At 72.2% G+C, this 14500-nt stretch carries 11 protein-coding genes; 5 read left to right on the top strand and 6 right to left on the bottom strand.

From position 1 onward, the window contains the following. Positions 1-120 precede the first annotated feature (120 nt). On the top strand, positions 121-906 hold the full coding sequence (locus ACFO9I_RS14385) for an alpha/beta fold hydrolase (RefSeq protein WP_379181986.1): 786 nt from the start codon (positions 121-123) through the stop codon (positions 904-906). A gap of 47 nt (positions 907-953) precedes the next feature. On the opposite strand, the gene ACFO9I_RS14380 is transcribed toward ACFO9I_RS14385, so the two are convergent. From ACFO9I_RS14380 to ACFO9I_RS14370, 3 genes are read right to left on the bottom strand one after another with little or no spacing between them, the layout of a single operon-like run. Beyond that, entirely contained in the window at positions 954-1541 is a 588-nt protein-coding gene (locus ACFO9I_RS14380) for a DUF3618 domain-containing protein (protein ID WP_379181984.1), read from the bottom strand. Continuing rightward, a complete protein-coding gene (locus ACFO9I_RS14375) occupies positions 1517-1942 on the bottom strand; it encodes a phage holin family protein (RefSeq protein WP_379181982.1) in 426 nt (141 codons plus the stop codon). Before ACFO9I_RS14375 ends, ACFO9I_RS14380 begins: the two co-directional genes overlap by 25 nt. Continuing rightward, positions 1939-2619: a hypothetical protein gene (locus ACFO9I_RS14370; protein WP_379181980.1), complete on the bottom strand. Its 681-nt coding sequence runs from the start codon at positions 2617-2619 to the stop codon at positions 1939-1941. The genes ACFO9I_RS14375 and ACFO9I_RS14370 overlap by 4 nt, the downstream gene beginning before the upstream one ends. A 299-nt stretch (positions 2620-2918) precedes the next feature. Between ACFO9I_RS14370 and ACFO9I_RS14365 the strand changes: the two genes are divergently transcribed. Next, complete coding sequence (locus ACFO9I_RS14365; protein WP_379181978.1) at positions 2919-3605, top strand: NAD-dependent deacylase; 687 nt, start codon at positions 2919-2921, stop codon at positions 3603-3605. 54 nt (positions 3606-3659) lie between these two features. On the opposite strand, the gene treZ is transcribed toward ACFO9I_RS14365, so the two are convergent. The 3 genes from treZ to glgX are packed head-to-tail and all read right to left on the bottom strand — an operon-like array spanning position 3660 to position 9940. Then, positions 3660-5411: a malto-oligosyltrehalose trehalohydrolase gene (gene treZ, locus ACFO9I_RS14360; RefSeq protein WP_379181976.1), complete on the bottom strand. Its 1752-nt coding sequence runs from the start codon at positions 5409-5411 to the stop codon at positions 3660-3662. After that, positions 5411-7759, bottom strand: a complete 2349-nt coding sequence (gene treY, locus ACFO9I_RS14355; protein ID WP_379181975.1) for a malto-oligosyltrehalose synthase — start codon at positions 7757-7759, stop codon at positions 5411-5413. Before treY ends, treZ begins: the two co-directional genes overlap by 1 nt. A 9-nt stretch (positions 7760-7768) precedes the next feature. Continuing rightward, a complete protein-coding gene (gene glgX / locus ACFO9I_RS14350; protein ID WP_379182784.1) occupies positions 7769-9940 on the bottom strand; it encodes a glycogen debranching protein GlgX in 2172 nt (723 codons plus the stop codon). Positions 9941-10088: 148 nt separating this feature from the next. On the opposite strand from glgX, the gene ACFO9I_RS14345 reads away from it, so the two are divergent. The 3 genes from ACFO9I_RS14345 to ACFO9I_RS14335 all read left to right on the top strand — a co-directional run bounded on the left by ACFO9I_RS14345 (position 10089) and on the right by ACFO9I_RS14335 (position 14465). Continuing rightward, positions 10089-11555: an MDR family MFS transporter gene (locus ACFO9I_RS14345; protein WP_379181973.1), complete on the top strand. Its 1467-nt coding sequence runs from the start codon at positions 10089-10091 to the stop codon at positions 11553-11555. Positions 11556-11917: 362 nt separating this feature from the next. After that, complete coding sequence (locus ACFO9I_RS14340; RefSeq protein ID WP_379181971.1) at positions 11918-13246, top strand: serpin family protein; 1329 nt, start codon at positions 11918-11920, stop codon at positions 13244-13246. 73 nt (positions 13247-13319) lie between these two features. Continuing rightward, positions 13320-14465, top strand: a complete 1146-nt coding sequence (locus tag ACFO9I_RS14335; RefSeq protein WP_379181969.1) for an acyl-CoA dehydrogenase family protein — start codon at positions 13320-13322, stop codon at positions 14463-14465. Positions 14466-14500 lie beyond the last annotated feature (35 nt).

Raw genomic sequence — 14500 nt, 5'->3', positions numbered from 1 at the left:
ACCTGCTCACCACCGTACGGCCTGGCTCGTGCTGATTCCTCGCGTCGGCCCGGGGCGTTCCCATCAGCACCCTCGCGTCCTACCGTGGGGACGAGGGGAGCCGTTGCGTCGGAGGTCGCCGTGAGGGATGCCTGGGAGGTGCTGGTCAGCGGACCCGAGGATGCCGACCGGGCGGTCCTGCTGCTGCCGGGCGGAGCGAATGCGGCCCGGTCGTTCGACCTGGTGATGGCCGACGAGGTGCTGTCCGGTGTGCGCCTGGTCGCCACCACCATGCCCGGCATGGCGGGTGCCCCGCTGACCGACGACGTGTCGATCCCGGCACTCGCGCGTGCGGCGGGGGAGCTGGCCGAGGAGCACCGGTGCGACGTGGTCGTGGGCTTCTCGCACGGCGCCACCGTGGCGCTGGAGATGCTGCTGTCCGGTCGGTTCCGGGGCCCGGTCGTGCTGCTGGGCATCAGCCTGACCAGCGAGGACGAGGCCGGGTTCTTCCGTGGCGTCGTACGGGTGTCGCAGAAGGTGGGGAGCTGGCCGTTCGCCGTCCTGTTGCGACTCCTGCCCCTGATGGCGAGGTCGGCCGGGGCACCTGCACCGCACAAGCGGGATCTCATCGAGGACCTCAAGCAGAACAGGGCCCGCGACTCGGTCCGGGTGAGCGGCGCTTACCTCGACTACATCGCCGCCGACCGGGACTACGCCGCCGAGCTCGCTGCCTCGGGCAGCCCGGTGTGGGTCGTCCATGCCGAGAAGCACGGCGACGGAGGGCTCACCGACCGGGAGCGCGCCGTGCTCGACGCGGCGGCCGACGTGACCCTGGTGACGGTCCCGGGCTCGGTGTTCCTCCTCCCCGACGAGGTCCCCGACCAGGTCGCCGGGGTGATCGCCGACGCCCTGTCGACCGTGACCTGACCGGATGGCCGGCCGGCTGGTCGCGCCGGCCGGCCGGGCATCAGCGGTCAGGAGGGGGTGGCGTCGTCCTTCACGGTCCGGGCGGAGGACTGGCCCTCCGTCCTGACGGTGTCCACCGACTCCTGGGCGGTCGCCTGGACCCGGTGGGCCGAGTCACCGGCCGACTCCTTGAGGTCGGCAGCCATCTCGCTGCCCACCGACTTCGCTTCGTCGAGCAGCGGCTGACCCTGCTCCTTGGCGACCTCGGTCAACCGATGCGCCACCTGGGCCTCCTTGTCGCTGGAGGGGATCAGCGCCGAGAGCAGCATGCCTGCGCCGAACGCCACGACACCGGCGGTCAGCGGGTTGCCCTGCGTGCGCGACTCGAGGCCGCCGACAACGCCACCGGTCGCGTCCGAGACTGCTCCGGAGGCACCGGAGGTGGCGTCACCCAGGGTGCCGCCGGCGTCGGAGGCGGAGCCCATCACGCGGTCCCGGATCGATCCCAGCCGGCTCCTCGAGGCCTCCTTGCGACGGTCCATCACGCGCGCCGGGCTGACCTTGTCCGTCAGCTCGTCGATGTCACGCGTGAGACTGGTGCGGGTGGCCGCGATGTCGGCCGGGGTCGTGGTCAGTTCTTCTGTGTGGTTGCCCATCGGACATCCTCCTTGATGGTCTGCTGGGTGGTGGGCAGCTGCGGGTTGGCCTCGTTGATCTCCTTGCGGCCGCGCGACGCCAGGACGGCGGCGGCGATGCCCCACACGAGTGCCACGATCAGGGCGGCGAGCTCGACGGGCATCCAGTCGTCCAGCAGGAAGGTCAGCGCGAACGACAGGAAGAACAGCGCGAAGTGGCCGGCGAGACCGGCGCCCCCGAGCATGCCCGCGCCCTTGCCGAGCTTGCCGATCTCGTGCTTGAGCTCGGACTTGGCGAGGTCCATCTCCTGCTTGATGAGGGTGCTCATGTCGGTGCTGATGTCACCGACGATCTCGCCTATCGACCGCGTCTCGCCCGCATGGGTGGGGGTGTCGGGGCGGTAGCCGTCCGTCGTGCTCACGAGAGACCTCCGCTCGTCGGTGACGGGGAGAGGTTCGGGTCACCGGGGGTGGTGACCGGGGTGGGGAACGGCGGGTCGATCGGCACGCCGAGGTCCTGGGCGGGGCGCGGGGCGGGGACCGGGGTCCCGGTGGTCGCGACGGACGGGCTGGAGCTGGCGGCGTCCTTGGCCCCGCGCGTCAGCCGTCCCGCGACCACGCCCGCGACGAGCGCGCCGAGGAGGAAGGTCCCGGGCTTGCGGCGGGCGAAGCCCCTGACGTCGTCGAGCAGGTCGCGGGGCTCGCGACCGTCCAGCTGCGACGACAGCGAGCGAGCGTGGGCGGCACCCTCGCGGGCGAGGTCGACGGCGAGGCCACCGTCGCGCTGCGAGGCCATCTGGTCGAGGTCCTCGCTGAACGTGCGCAGGGTGTCGACGAGGCGGTCGCGCTGCGTCCGCGACTGCTCCTCCACCTGCGTCGTCGCCTCGCTCATCAGCTGGGTCACCTGGGACCTCGCCTCGGAGGCCACGCGCTGGGCCTCGTCGCGGGCGACGCCGGCGACGTGCTTGCCCTCGTCCGCGGCCGTTCCGGCCGTGGCCTTTGCGTGCTCGCTGGTGGTGGTGTCGGTGGCCGTGTGCGTCGGGTGACCGTTGCGGGCGGGGCCGGTCGGCGGGGTCTGGAAGGGCTGGTCTGCAGTCATGTGCTGCTCCTGTGGTCGTGCGTCGTCGAAAGGGCTCGGGGCACGGCTCGACGTGACGCGCGGGTCAGTCGTGGGTGGGGTGGACGGTGCGCAGGGCACGAGAACGTCCACGGGTGTGCGGGAACCATGCTGTGTAGGCCCCGCGACTCATCAGGTCCGTACCCCTCTCCCACAGGGGCAGCCGCCTGTCGCATCCCGTATCGCGATGTGAGACGGATTTCCGGCCCGCGCGGCAGCGGCGTCCACGACCACGAGGTGCCGATGGGCGACCGGGCGGTCGCGTCCTAGCCTTGGGGCCGATGAGGATCGTGGTGCTGACCGGAGCCGGCATCTCCGCCGAGAGCGGGGTGCCGACGTTCCGCGACGCCGACGGGCTGTGGGAGGGCCACCGGGTCGAGGACGTCGCGACCCCGGAGGCGTACGTCGCCCAGCCGCACGTCGTCCACCGTTTCTACGACGCCCGCCGTGCCGCCCTGGCCGCGGTCGACCCGAATCCCGCCCACCACGCCCTGGCCCGGCTGGAGGAGCACCTCGGTGACGACCTGCTCGTCGTCACCCAGAACATCGACGACCTCCACGAGCGCGCCGGCTCCGGACGCGTGCTGCACATGCACGGCGAGCTGCTGTCGGCGCTCTGCCGGGCCTGTGACGACCGGGTCCGCTGGGTCGCGGACCTCGGTGAGTTCCCGCCCTGCCCGTCGTGCGGCGTCAGCGCGCTGCGGCCCGACGTGGTGTGGTTCGGCGAGATCCCCTACGGCATGGACGAGATCCAGGACGCGCTCGAGGAGGCCGACCTGTTCGTCTCGATCGGGACCTCGGGCGCCGTGTACCCGGCCGCGGGGTTCGTGCAGTACGCCCTCGCCCACGGCGCCCGCACCCTCGAGCTCAACCTGCAGCCCAGCGAGCTCAGCCACGTCTTCCACGAGTCCCGCCAGGGGCTCGCCGGGGACCTCGTCCCCGCCTGGGTGGACGAGCTCCTGGGATAGTCCGGCACGTTTCACACCGCCGGTGTGACGAAACGTGCCGGACTATCCGTGGAATCAGGGAGCAGGGGCCACCATGGCGCCGGCGTGCGCGGGCAGGACCAGCCGCCCGCCGTCCAGCGAGACGTCGTCGCCGGTGGTGAACAGCAGGTCCGCGGGGGTGCGTACGTCGACGTCGGTGGCCGCGTCGGCGAAGTTCACGACCACCTCGAGCTCGCCGCGGCGCATCCGGAACAGCCGGGCGTCCTCGTCGACGGTGCACGAAACCGAGGCGAAGGCGGGGTCGGTGAGCTCCTCGCGGGTGCGTCGCAGCTCGGCCAGCTGCCGGTAGACCGTGAGCATCCGGGCGTGCCGGCCCCGGGACAGCTCCGACCAGTCCAGACGGGAGCGCTCGAACGTGGCCGGGTCCTGCGGGTCGGGCACGACGGCGGGGTCCCAGCCCATCCGCTCGAACTCCTTGATCCGGCCCTCCGCGGTCGCCCGCCCCAGCTCCGGCTCGGGGTGGGAGGTGAAGAACTGGAACGGCGACGAGCTCGCCCACTCCTCGCCCTGGAACAGCATCGGGGTGAACGGCCCGGCCAGCGTCAGCATCGCGGCGCACGCCAGCTGGTGGTCGTCGAGCGCGTCGGTGATCCGGTCGCCGATCGCCCGGTTGCCGATCTGGTCGTGGTTCTGGCTGCAGACGACGAGCCGCCACGTGGGCATCGCGTCGGTGTCGACCGGGACGCCGTGGTCGCGGCCGCGGAAGGAGGAGAACGTCCCGTCGTGGAAGAACCCCTTCTCGCAGACCTTGGCCAGCGCGCCGAGCGGCTCGAAGTCGGCGTAGTAGCCCGACGTCTCCCGGGTCAGCGCGACGTGCACGGCGTGGTGGAAGTCGTCGCTCCACTGGGCGTCCAGACCGTAGCCCCGCGCCTCGCGCGGCGTGACCAGCACGGGGTCGTTCAGGTCGGACTCCGCGATCAGGGTCAGCGGCCGCCGCTGGTGGGCCGAGAGCGCCGCGACCTCGACCGCCATCTCCTCGAGCAGGTGGACCTCGGAGGTGTCGGACAGGGCGTGCACGGCGTCGAGCCGCAGGCCGTCGACGTGGTAGTCGGACAGCCACATCCGGACGTTGTCGAGGATGTAGCGGCGGACCTCCGCCGATCCCTCGCCGTCGAGGTTGACCAGGTCGCCCCAGGTGTTGGCGCCCTCCTTGAGGTACGGGCCGAACAGGGGCAGGTAGTTCCCCGACGGGCCGAGGTGGTTGTAGACCACGTCCTGGATCACGCCGAGCCCCGCCGCGTGGCAGCCGTCGACGAAGCGCTGGTACGCCGCGGGGCCGCCGTACGGCTCGTGCACGCACGACCACAGCACGCCGTCGTAGCCCCAGTTGTGCACGCCGTTGACCGCGTTGACCGGCATCAGCTCGACGAAGTCCACGCCGATCGAGCGCAGGTGCTCCAGCCGGTCGAGGGCGGCGTCGAGGGTGCCCTCGGGGGTGAACGTGCCGACGTGCAGCTCGTAGACCACCGAGCCGGCCAGCTGGCGTCCCGTCCAGGCGCGGTCGGTCCAGGGATAAGAGTCGGGACGGTAGGTGCGCGACCGCGCGTGCACGCCGTCCGGCTGCCGGCGCGACCTCGGGTCGGGCAGCGGTGTGTCCCGGTCGTCGAGCAGGTAGCCGTAGTCGACGTCCTGGTCCCACACGTCCGGCACCGGCTCGGCGGGGGTCCACCAGTCGTCGGCCCCACGGACCATCTCGAGGGTCTCGCCGCCGAGCGAGAGCCGCACCCGGGAGGGCGTGGGCGCCCAGACGTCGAAGGGTCCGCGCATCAGGAGTCCTCCCTCACCAGCAGGGCCACGGGCAGGTCGGCGAGCAGGTCGGCCAGGCGCACCTGGCCCGTCGCGCGGTGGCCGGACAGGGCGTCGGTCCAGGTCCCGTCGGGCAGGTCCAGCAGCGTCTCGCCCCAGCCGCCCCGGGCCTCGAGCCCGATCGGCAACCGGGTGACGACGGTGACGGCGCCGCCCCGGTCGAAGGCGACCGCGTGGTCGGCGGCCGGTCCGCTCGCGCGCAGCGGGGCGTACGACGTGAACAGGGCGGGCCGGTCCCGGCGCAGCGTGAGGGCCGTGCGGACGAGCTGCAGCTTGGCCGTCCCCGGGTCGCTCGCCGCCCCCGTCAGCGTGGTGCCCGCACCTTCGCGGAGCGCCCCGAGCCGGTCGGTGCGGTCGTCGAAGTCGACCGGGCGCCGGTTGTCGGGGTCGACCAGGCTCTGCTCCCACAGCTCGCTGCCCTGGTAGACGTCCGGCACGCCCGGCACGGTGATCGAGAGCAGCTTCGCCGCTAGTGCGTTGCTCCAGCCGGGCGCTGCCAGCCGGTCGACCATGCCGGTCAGGACGACGCCGACGCCCGGGTCGTCGTACGCCGCGTCGACGGCCGCGTGCACGGCCTTCTCGTACGCCTCGTCGGGGTCGGTCCACGTGGTGCGGTCGCCGGCCTCGCGCATCGCCTTCTCGGCGTACGCGTGCAACCGCTCGCGGTCCAGGGGCCAGGCACCGACGGCGGCCTGCCACAGCAGGCTGCCGAAGCCGGGGTCGGGCACCGTGGCGAGATCGAGCAACCGCTCGAGCGTCGCCGCCCACTCGCCGGGGACCTCGGCCAGGGCGGTGATGCGGGCGCGGACGTCCTCGCCGCGCTTGGTGTCGTGGGTGGACAGGGTGGTCATCGCGAGCGGCCAGCCGGCCTGGCGGGCGGCCATCTGCTCGTGGAAGGCGTCCGGAACGAGCGAGAACACGCTCGGGTCGCCGCCGACCTCGTTGAGCGAGGTGAGGCGGGACCACCGGTAGAACGCGCAGTCCTCGACGCCCTTGGCCATCACCATCCCGCTGGTCTGCTGGAACCGCTTCGCCGGATCCAGGGACGGGTCGCCGAGGACCGGCTCGAGCAGGGCGAGGGTGCCGGCCAGGTCCGGACGGTGCTGCCGGGCGGCCGCGAAGGCGGCCTCGAGGTGCTCGCGGCCCTCGGGCAGGTAGGAGCGGTAGACCGGGAAGCAGGCGAGCAGCTCGGCCACCGCGTCGCGGAGGGCCTCCTCGTCGGGGTCGGCGACCGAGCCCGACGAGACCACCTCCCGCACGATCCGGCGGACCTCGGACTGCAGGATCGTGTCGGCCACGACCCGCTTGGTCCCGTGCACCATCTCGTGCCAGTCGACCGGGCCGCCGCGCAGCCGTGCCTCGAGCACGTCGAGCGGCTCCTGCCCGGCGGGGTCGGTGAGCAGCCGGTCGACGTGCGCGAGCACGTCGTAGCCGGTGGTGCCGGCGGTGGCCCAGGAGGTCGGCAGCTCCTCCCCGGGCTCGAGGATCTTCTCGACCAGCACGTAGGCGCCGCCGGTCATCGCGGCCAGGTCGTCGAGGTAGCCCTTCGGGTCCCGCAGGCCGTCGGGGTGGTCCACCCGGAGCCCGTCGACCAGCCCCTCGTCGAACCAGCGCCGGATCTCGGTGTGCGACCGGGCGAGCACCTCGGGGTCCTCGACCCGGATCCCGGCCAGGGTGTTGACCGCGAAGAAGCGGCGGTAGTTGAGGTCGGCGTCGGCGCGGCGCCAGCCGACCAGCTCGTAGTGCTGTCGGGCGTGGACGGCGTCCGCGTCGGCCCCGTCGTCGGCGGTCCCGGGCGCCACCGGGAAGCGGTTGTCGTGGTAGCGCAGCTCCGGGCCGTCGTCGGTGGCGACCACCGCCAGGTGGGCGATCCGGCCGTCGGGCAGCAGGTCGTCGTCACCGACCACGGGGATCCGCAGCCGCCCCTCGCCGGCCGTCCAGTCGACGTCGAACGCCGGCGCGTGCGGCGACTCCCGACCGAGCCGCAGCACGTCCCACCACCACGCGGACTCGGCCGGGGTGGCGACGCCGACGTGGTTGGGCACGATGTCGACCAGCACCCCCATCCCGAGGCGCCTGGCCTCGGCCGAGAGGGCGGCCAGCCCCTCGGCACCACCGCGGGCCGGGTCGACCCGCTCGTGGGCCACCACGTCGTACCCGTGGTCGCTGCCGGGCTCGGCCGCCAGGATCGGCGACAGGTAGACCCAGTCCACGCCGAGCTCGTGGAGGTACGGCAGCCGCCGGGCCGCCGCGAACAGGTCGAGCTCGGGGGTGATCTGGAGCCGGTAGGTGCTGGTCGGCGTGCGCATGCGGTTCCCTCAGCCCTGCTTGGCCTGCGCGGCCACGGAGGCCGCGACCGAGTGGTCGACCTCGGCCTCGGGCTTCGAGTGCTGCTGCAGCACCACGACGCTGTGGGTCTCGAGGTGGAGCTTCCCGCCGGCCCGGTGGGTGGTCTCGTCGTCCGCGGCGCCGCCGGTGTCGATGACGACGTCCCAGGCCTCGGCGTACTCGTCCGGCGGGAGCGTCACCTCGGCCGGCCCGTCGGCGTTGAAGTAGAGCAGGAAGTGGTCGTCGGTGATGGCCTGGCCGCGCTCGTCGAGGCCGGCGATGCCGTTCCCGTTGAGGTACATGCCGATCGCCTGCGAGCCACCCTGCCAGTCGTCGTCCTCCATCGGCCGGCCGTCGAGGTGCAGCCAGACGATGTCGTTGAGCCGTTCCCCGTCGCCGGTGCGCACGGTGGTGCCGGTGAAGAACCTCTTGCGGCGGAACGTCGGGTGGTCCTTGCGGAGCCGGGCGACGGCCGCGGTGAACTCCACCAGCGGGGTGTCGGCGCGGTCCCAGTGCACCCAGGCGATCTCGGAGTCCTGGGCGTAGGTGTTGTTGTTGCCGTCCTGGGTCCGGCCGAGCTCGTCGCCGTGCAGGATCATCGGCACGCCCTGGCTCAGCAGCAGCGTCGCGATGAAGTTGCGCTGCTCGCGGGCGCGCGCGGCGAGGATCTCGGGGTCGTCGGTCGGCCCCTCGACACCGTGGTTCCAGGAGCGGTTGTGGCTCTCGCCGTCGTTGTTGTCCTCGCCGTTGGCGTCGTTGTGCTTCTCGTTGTAGGAGACCAGGTCGCGCAGCGTGAAGCCGTCGTGGGCGGTGACGAAGTTGATGCTGGCGACCGGGCGCCGGCCCGAGTGCTCGTAGAAGTCCGAGGAGCCGGCCAGCCGGGAGGCGAACTCGCCGAGCGACGGCTCGCCGCGCCAGAAGTCGCGGACGGTGTCGCGGTAGGCGCCGTTCCACTCGGTCCACTGCGGCGGGAAGTTGCCGACCTGGTAGCCGCCGGGGCCGATGTCCCAGGGCTCGGCGATCAGCTTCACCTGCGAGACGACCGGGTCCTGCTGCACGAGCTCGAAGAACGTCGCGAGCCGGTCGACGTCGTAGAACTCGCGGGCCAGGGTGGCCGCGAGGTCGAAGCGGAAGCCGTCGACGTGCATCTCGGTGACCCAGTAGCGCAGCGAGTCCATGATCAGCTGCAGCGAGTGGGGGTGCCGGACGTTGAGGGAGTTCCCGGTGCCGGTGTAGTCGGTGTAGTAGCGGCGGTCGTTCTCCTCCAGCCGGTAGTACGCCGGGTTGTCGATGCCCTTGAAGCTCAGCGTCGGGCCGAGGTGGTTGCCCTCCGCGGTGTGGTTGTAGACCACGTCGAGGATCACCTCGATGCCCGCGGCGTGCATCGACTTCACCATCGACTTGAACTCCTGGACCTGCTGGCCCCGCTCGCCGGTGGCGGCGTACGACGCGTGCGGCGCGAAGAAGCCGAGGGTGTTGTAGCCCCAGTAGTTGCGCAGCCCCTTCTCCAACAGCGTGCTGTCCTGCACGAACTGGTGCACCGGCATCAGCTCGATGGCGGTGACGCCGAGCTTGGTGAGGTGCTCGGTGACGGCCGGGTGCGAGAGCCCGGCGTAGGTGCCGCGCTGCTCCTCGGGGATGTCGGGGTGCAGCTGGGTGAGGCCCTTGACGTGCGCCTCGTAGATGACCGACTCGTTGTAGGGGATGTCGAGGCGGCGGTCGCCCTCCCAGTCGAAGAACGGGTTGATCACGACGCCGTGGGTCATGTGCGCCGCGGAGTCGTCGTCGTTGCGCGAGTCCGGGTCGCCGAAGTTGTAGCCGAACAACGACTGGTCCCAGTCGATCTCGCCGGTGGTGGCCTTGGCGTAGGGGTCGAGGAGCAGCTTGTTCGGGTTGCAGCGCAGGCCGTTCTCGGGGTCCCACGGGCCGTGCACGCGGTAGCCGTAGCGCTGGCCGGGCTGCACGGACGGCAGGTAGCAGTGCCACACGAAGGCGTCGACCTCGGTCAGCTCGACGCGGGTCTCGGTGACCTTCCCGCGCGAGCCCACCTCGAAGAGGCACAGCTCCACGCGCTCGGCGACCTCGCTGAAGAGCGCGAAGTTCGTCCCGCTCCCGTCGAACGTCGCCCCGAGGGGGTAGGCGTGCCCGGGCCAGGTCTCCATGCGGTCCTCCGCGAACGTCGGAGCCCCGGGGGCGAGGCTCATTGGAACGATCAAAGCACAGGACGGGAGGTACGCCGACCTGCGCTGGACAGCCTGTACCCGCGGGGCCCGGGAATGAACCCCCGGCCTCGTGGGGTTCGGGTCACACGTGACCTCCTCCCCGTCGTCGACCCCGCCCGCGACCGAGATCTCCCGGGCGAGCGTCGGGCTGCGCAGCGAGCGCGGACCGGTGCTGCTGGCGGTCATGCTCAGCATCGGGCTGGTCGCCATCGACTCGACGATCCTGGCCACCGCCGTGCCGGCGATCGTCGGTGACCTCGGTGGCTTCACGCAGTTCCCGTGGCTGTTCTCGGTCTACCTGCTGGCCCAGGCGGTGGCGGTGCCGATCTACGGCAAGGTCGCGGACCAGTTCGGCCGCAAGCCGGTGATGCTCCTCGGGGTCGGGCTCTTCGTGGTGGGCTCGCTGCTGTGCGGAGTCGCCTGGGGGATGGGGTCGCTCATCGCGTTCCGCGCGCTCCAGGGCCTCGGTGCCGGCGCCGTCCAGCCGATCGGCATGACGATCGTCGGAGACATCTACTCGATGGCGGAGCGGGCCAAGGTGCAGGGCTACATCGCCAGCGTCTGGGCGATGTCCGCGGTCGTCGGCCCGACGCTCGGCGGGGTCTTCTCCGACTACCTGTCGTGGCGCTGGATCTTCTTCGTCAACCTCCCCATCGGCCTGGCCGCCGGCTGGATGCTCGTGCGCCACTTCTCCGAGCGCGTCGAGCGGCGCCGGCACTGCATCGACTACGCCGGCTCGGCGCTGCTCACGGTCGGCGGGGTGCTGCTGCTGCTCGGGCTCCTCGAGGGCGGGGTGCGCTGGGCGTGGACCTCGCCGGCCAGCCTCGTCGTGCTCGGGGCCGCGGTCGTGCTGCTGGTCGCCTTCGCGGTCGTGGAGCGTCGGGCGGCCGAGCCGGTGCTCCCGCCCTGGATCTTCCGCAACCGGGTGCTCAACGCGTCCTCGGCCGGGTCGCTGGTCGTCGGCGTGCTGATGCTCGGGCTCACGTCGTACGTCCCCCTCTACGCCCAGACCGTGCTCCACCACGACGCGGTCACCTCCGGCCTGGCACTGGCCGCCATGACCATCGGCTGGCCGATCGCGGCCACCACCTCCGGTCGCTTCTACCTCTCCCTCGGCTTCCGGGTGACCACGCTGCTGGGCGCCGCGTTCGCCGTGGCGGGCGGCGCCCTGCTGCTCACCGTCGGCCCGCACAGCTCGCTGCTGCACCTCGCCGCCCCGTGCTTCGTGATGGGCATCGGCTTCGGGTACGTCGCCAGCCCGGCCGTCGTCGCCGCCCAGTCGGCCGTCACGTGGGAGCACCGCGGCGTCGCGACCGCCGCGAACATGTTCGCCCGCTCGGTCGGCAGCGCGCTCGGCGTGGCGGCGTTCGGCGCGATCGCCAACGGTGTCGTCGCGGCCCGGGTCGCGGGCGGCGTGCCCGACCTCGAGCAGCTGCCCGGCTCGGTCCTCGACCCGGCGATCCACGCGGTGTTCGTCGCCTCGGCGGTGTTCGCGCTGCTGCTCCTCGTCGTGGGGGTCGCGATGCCGCGTCGGGTGGAGGAGCCGACCGGCTGAGCCTGGATCCACCGCTCTCCGCCTGCTGCGCGCCACCATCCGGGCACGCTGGCGGCGTTGCCGACGCTCATCAGACGCCCGGTATGCCTTCGCGCCGGCGCCTTGCCATCGCCCCCGGCTGGCGACGCTCGCGACGGCGGCCATCGGTGGCTCCAGGCTGAGCCTGGATCCACCGCTCTCCGCCTGCTGCGCGCCACCATCCGGGCGCGCTGGCGGCGTTGCCGACGCTCATCAGACGCCCGGTATGCCTTCGCGCCGGCGCCTTGCCATCGCCCCCGGCTGGCGACGCTCGCGAGGGCGGCCATCGGTGGCTCCAGGCTGAGCCCGGGAACCCGGTGCGGCGACGGCACGTCCAACCCGTCGTGGACCTCAGTCGTCGTGACGCCCTCCGGCTCGCCGCCCTGCTCGGCGCCCTGGTCCCGCTCGCGGCCTGCGACCACGATCCACCGTCGGTCCCGCCGCGGATGGCTCCCGTCCGCCTCGAGCTGGCCCGCTCGGTCGTCGGGCGCTCCCCGGGCGACCCCGAGGCGGCTCCCGCCGCGGCCGCGTCCGTGCACGCCCTCGCCGCAGGCCTGTTCGACGCCGTGGTCGCCGGCCCGGGCAACATCGCGCTGAGCCCCTACTCGGTCGCCGTCGCGCTGGCCATGACCGCCAACGGAGCCCGCGGGCGGACCGCCGCCGAGATGCTCGACGTGCTCGGGTCCGGCAGGGGCTCCGGCGGGATCGAGGGCCTGGACGAGGGCCTGGCCGCGCTGACCCAGCACGTGGAGGGCCTGGCCGGCCCGGTCGACGACGGCAGCGAGCACCCGCCCGAGATCGAGCTGACCGCCGCCAACGAGCTCTTCGCCCAGGTCGGCAACGACTGGGAGGAGGCCTTCCTCGACGCGCTGGCCCGCTGGTTCGGCGCCGGCGTGCGGCTGGTCGACTACGGGCGCGACCCCGAGGCGGCGCGGGGCCTGGTCAACGGCTGGACCGCCGAGCAGACCCACGAGCGGATCCCCGAGATCCTCCCCGCCGGCGCCGTCGACAGGCTCACCCGGCTGGTCCTGGTCGACGCCCTCTACCTCAAGGCGCCGTGGGCCGAGCCCTTCAACGAAGCACGGTCCGGGGACCGGGCGTTCGAGCTCGACGACGGCACCGTGACCGCCGTGCCCACCATGTCGGGCGCCCTGACCTCGGCTGCGCTGGGCGCCGGCGACGGCTGGCAGGCGATCCGCCTCCTGTACGCCGGTGGCGGCCTGGCGATGACGATCGTGCTGCCCGACCGCGGCCGGAAGGGCGAGGTGACCGAGCTGGTCCTCCGCGGCGGCCTGCCCCGCATCCTCGCCTCCGTCGAGCAACAGCCGCTGGAGCTCGGCCTGCCACGCTGGACGTTCCGGTCGACCACGCCGCTCACGGACGTGCTGGCCGGGATGGGCATGCCGAGCGCGTTCGACCCGCGCCGGGCGGACTTCTCGGGGATGACCCGCGACGAGCGCCTGCACGTCGACGCCGTCCTGCACGAGACCTTCGTGGCCGTGGACGAGCACGGCACGGAGGCCGCGGCCGCCACCGCGATCGTCATGGGCGCGACCTCCGCCCAGGTGCCGGTCGAGGAGGTGTACGTGAACCGACCGTTCCTGTTCGTCGTCCACGACGTCCAGCACGGCACCCCGCTGTTCCTCGGCCGGGTCGACGACCCGCGCGCCTGACCGTCCGGGAGTGCGACGTGAGACCGGCCACCAGTCCTGTGCCACGTGGTTACCCGGCAGTAGGATCGGGCTCATGACGCGTGAGATCTACGACGAGGACCACGAGGCCTTCCGGGCCTCCGTCAAGGAGTTCCTGGACCGCGAGGTCGTCCCGCACCTCGACGAGTACGAGCAGAACCACGGCCTGACGCGGGACTTCTGGACCGCCGCCGGCAAGCAGGGCTTCCTCGGCCTCGAGATCCCTGAGGAGTACGGCGGCTCCGAGGCGGGGGACTACCGGTTCAACGCGGTCCTCACCGAGGAGCTGGCCAAGGTCAACATGACCCTCCCGAGCTGCGTCGGGATCCACGCCGACATCGTGGCGCCGTACCTCGTGCACCTCACCACCGAGGAGCAGAAGCGGCGCTGGCTGCCGAGGTTCTGCAGCGGCGAGCTGCTCACCGGCATCGGCATGACCGAGCCCGGTGGCGGCTCGGACCTGGCCAACCTGAAGACCACCGCCGTCCGCGACGGCGACCACTGGGTCATCAACGGTTCGAAGACCTTCATCACCAACGGCGGCAGCGCCGACCTCGTCGTGGTCGCCGCGCGCACCTCGCCGGAGAAGAAGGCCAAGGGCATCTCGCTCTTCGGCGTCGACACCTCGCTGCCGGGCTTCTCGGTCGGCCGGGTGCTCGACAAGGTCGGCCAGGACGAGTCCGACACCGCCGAGCTGGCGTTCGAGGACGTGCGGGTCAGCAACGACGACCTGATCGGCGAGCTCGACACCGGCTTCATCTCGATGATGCAGTTCCTGCCGCAGGAGCGGCTCGGCTCGGCGATCACCAACCTCGCCCACGCGGCGCAGATCCTCGAGGAGACGGTCCAGTACGCCAAGGACCGCAAGGCCTTCGGCCAGCCGATCGGCAACTTCCAGCACAACCAGTTCCTGCTGGCCGAGCTGGTGACCCAGGTCGAGGTCACCCAGGCGTACGTCGACCAGTGCATCATGAAGCACACCCGCCACGAGCTCACGCCGGTCGACGCCGCCAAGGCCAAGTGGTGGACCTCCCAGGTGCAGAACGACGTGCTCGACCACTGCGTGCAGCTGCACGGCGGCTACGGCTACATGAACGAGTACCGCGTGGCCCGCGCCTGGCGCGACGCCCGGGTCACCAAGATCTGGGCCGGCTCGAACGAGATCATGAAGATGCTCATCGGCCGCGACCTCGGCCTGTGAGGGCCCGGTCGGCCACGGGGTGAGCGCAGCCTTGC

It is taken from the genome of Nocardioides sp. GCM10023255 (genome assembly GCF_042653125.1).
Lineage (GTDB): Bacteria > Actinomycetota > Actinomycetes > Propionibacteriales > Nocardioidaceae > Nocardioides.
This window is presented reverse-complemented; position numbering and strand designations above follow the sequence as displayed.

Excerpts from the sequence above, each read along its gene's own strand:
- ACFO9I_RS14380 (WP_379181984.1), bottom strand. The coding sequence starts at position 1,541 with ATGGGCAACCACACAGAAGAACTGACCACGACCCCGGCCGACATCGCG.
- ACFO9I_RS14370 (WP_379181980.1), bottom strand. The coding sequence starts at position 2,619 with ATGACTGCAGACCAGCCCTTCCAGACCCCGCCGACCGGCCCCGCCCGC.
- ACFO9I_RS14365 (WP_379181978.1), top strand. The coding sequence starts at position 2,919 with ATGAGGATCGTGGTGCTGACCGGAGCCGGCATCTCCGCCGAGAGCGGG.
- treZ (WP_379181976.1), bottom strand. The coding sequence starts at position 5,411 with ATGCGCGGACCCTTCGACGTCTGGGCGCCCACGCCCTCCCGGGTGCGG.
- treY (WP_379181975.1), bottom strand. The coding sequence starts at position 7,759 with ATGCGCACGCCGACCAGCACCTACCGGCTCCAGATCACCCCCGAGCTC.
- glgX (WP_379182784.1), bottom strand. The coding sequence starts at position 9,940 with ATGGAGACCTGGCCCGGGCACGCCTACCCCCTCGGGGCGACGTTCGAC.
- ACFO9I_RS14335 (WP_379181969.1), top strand. The coding sequence starts at position 13,320 with ATGACGCGTGAGATCTACGACGAGGACCACGAGGCCTTCCGGGCCTCC.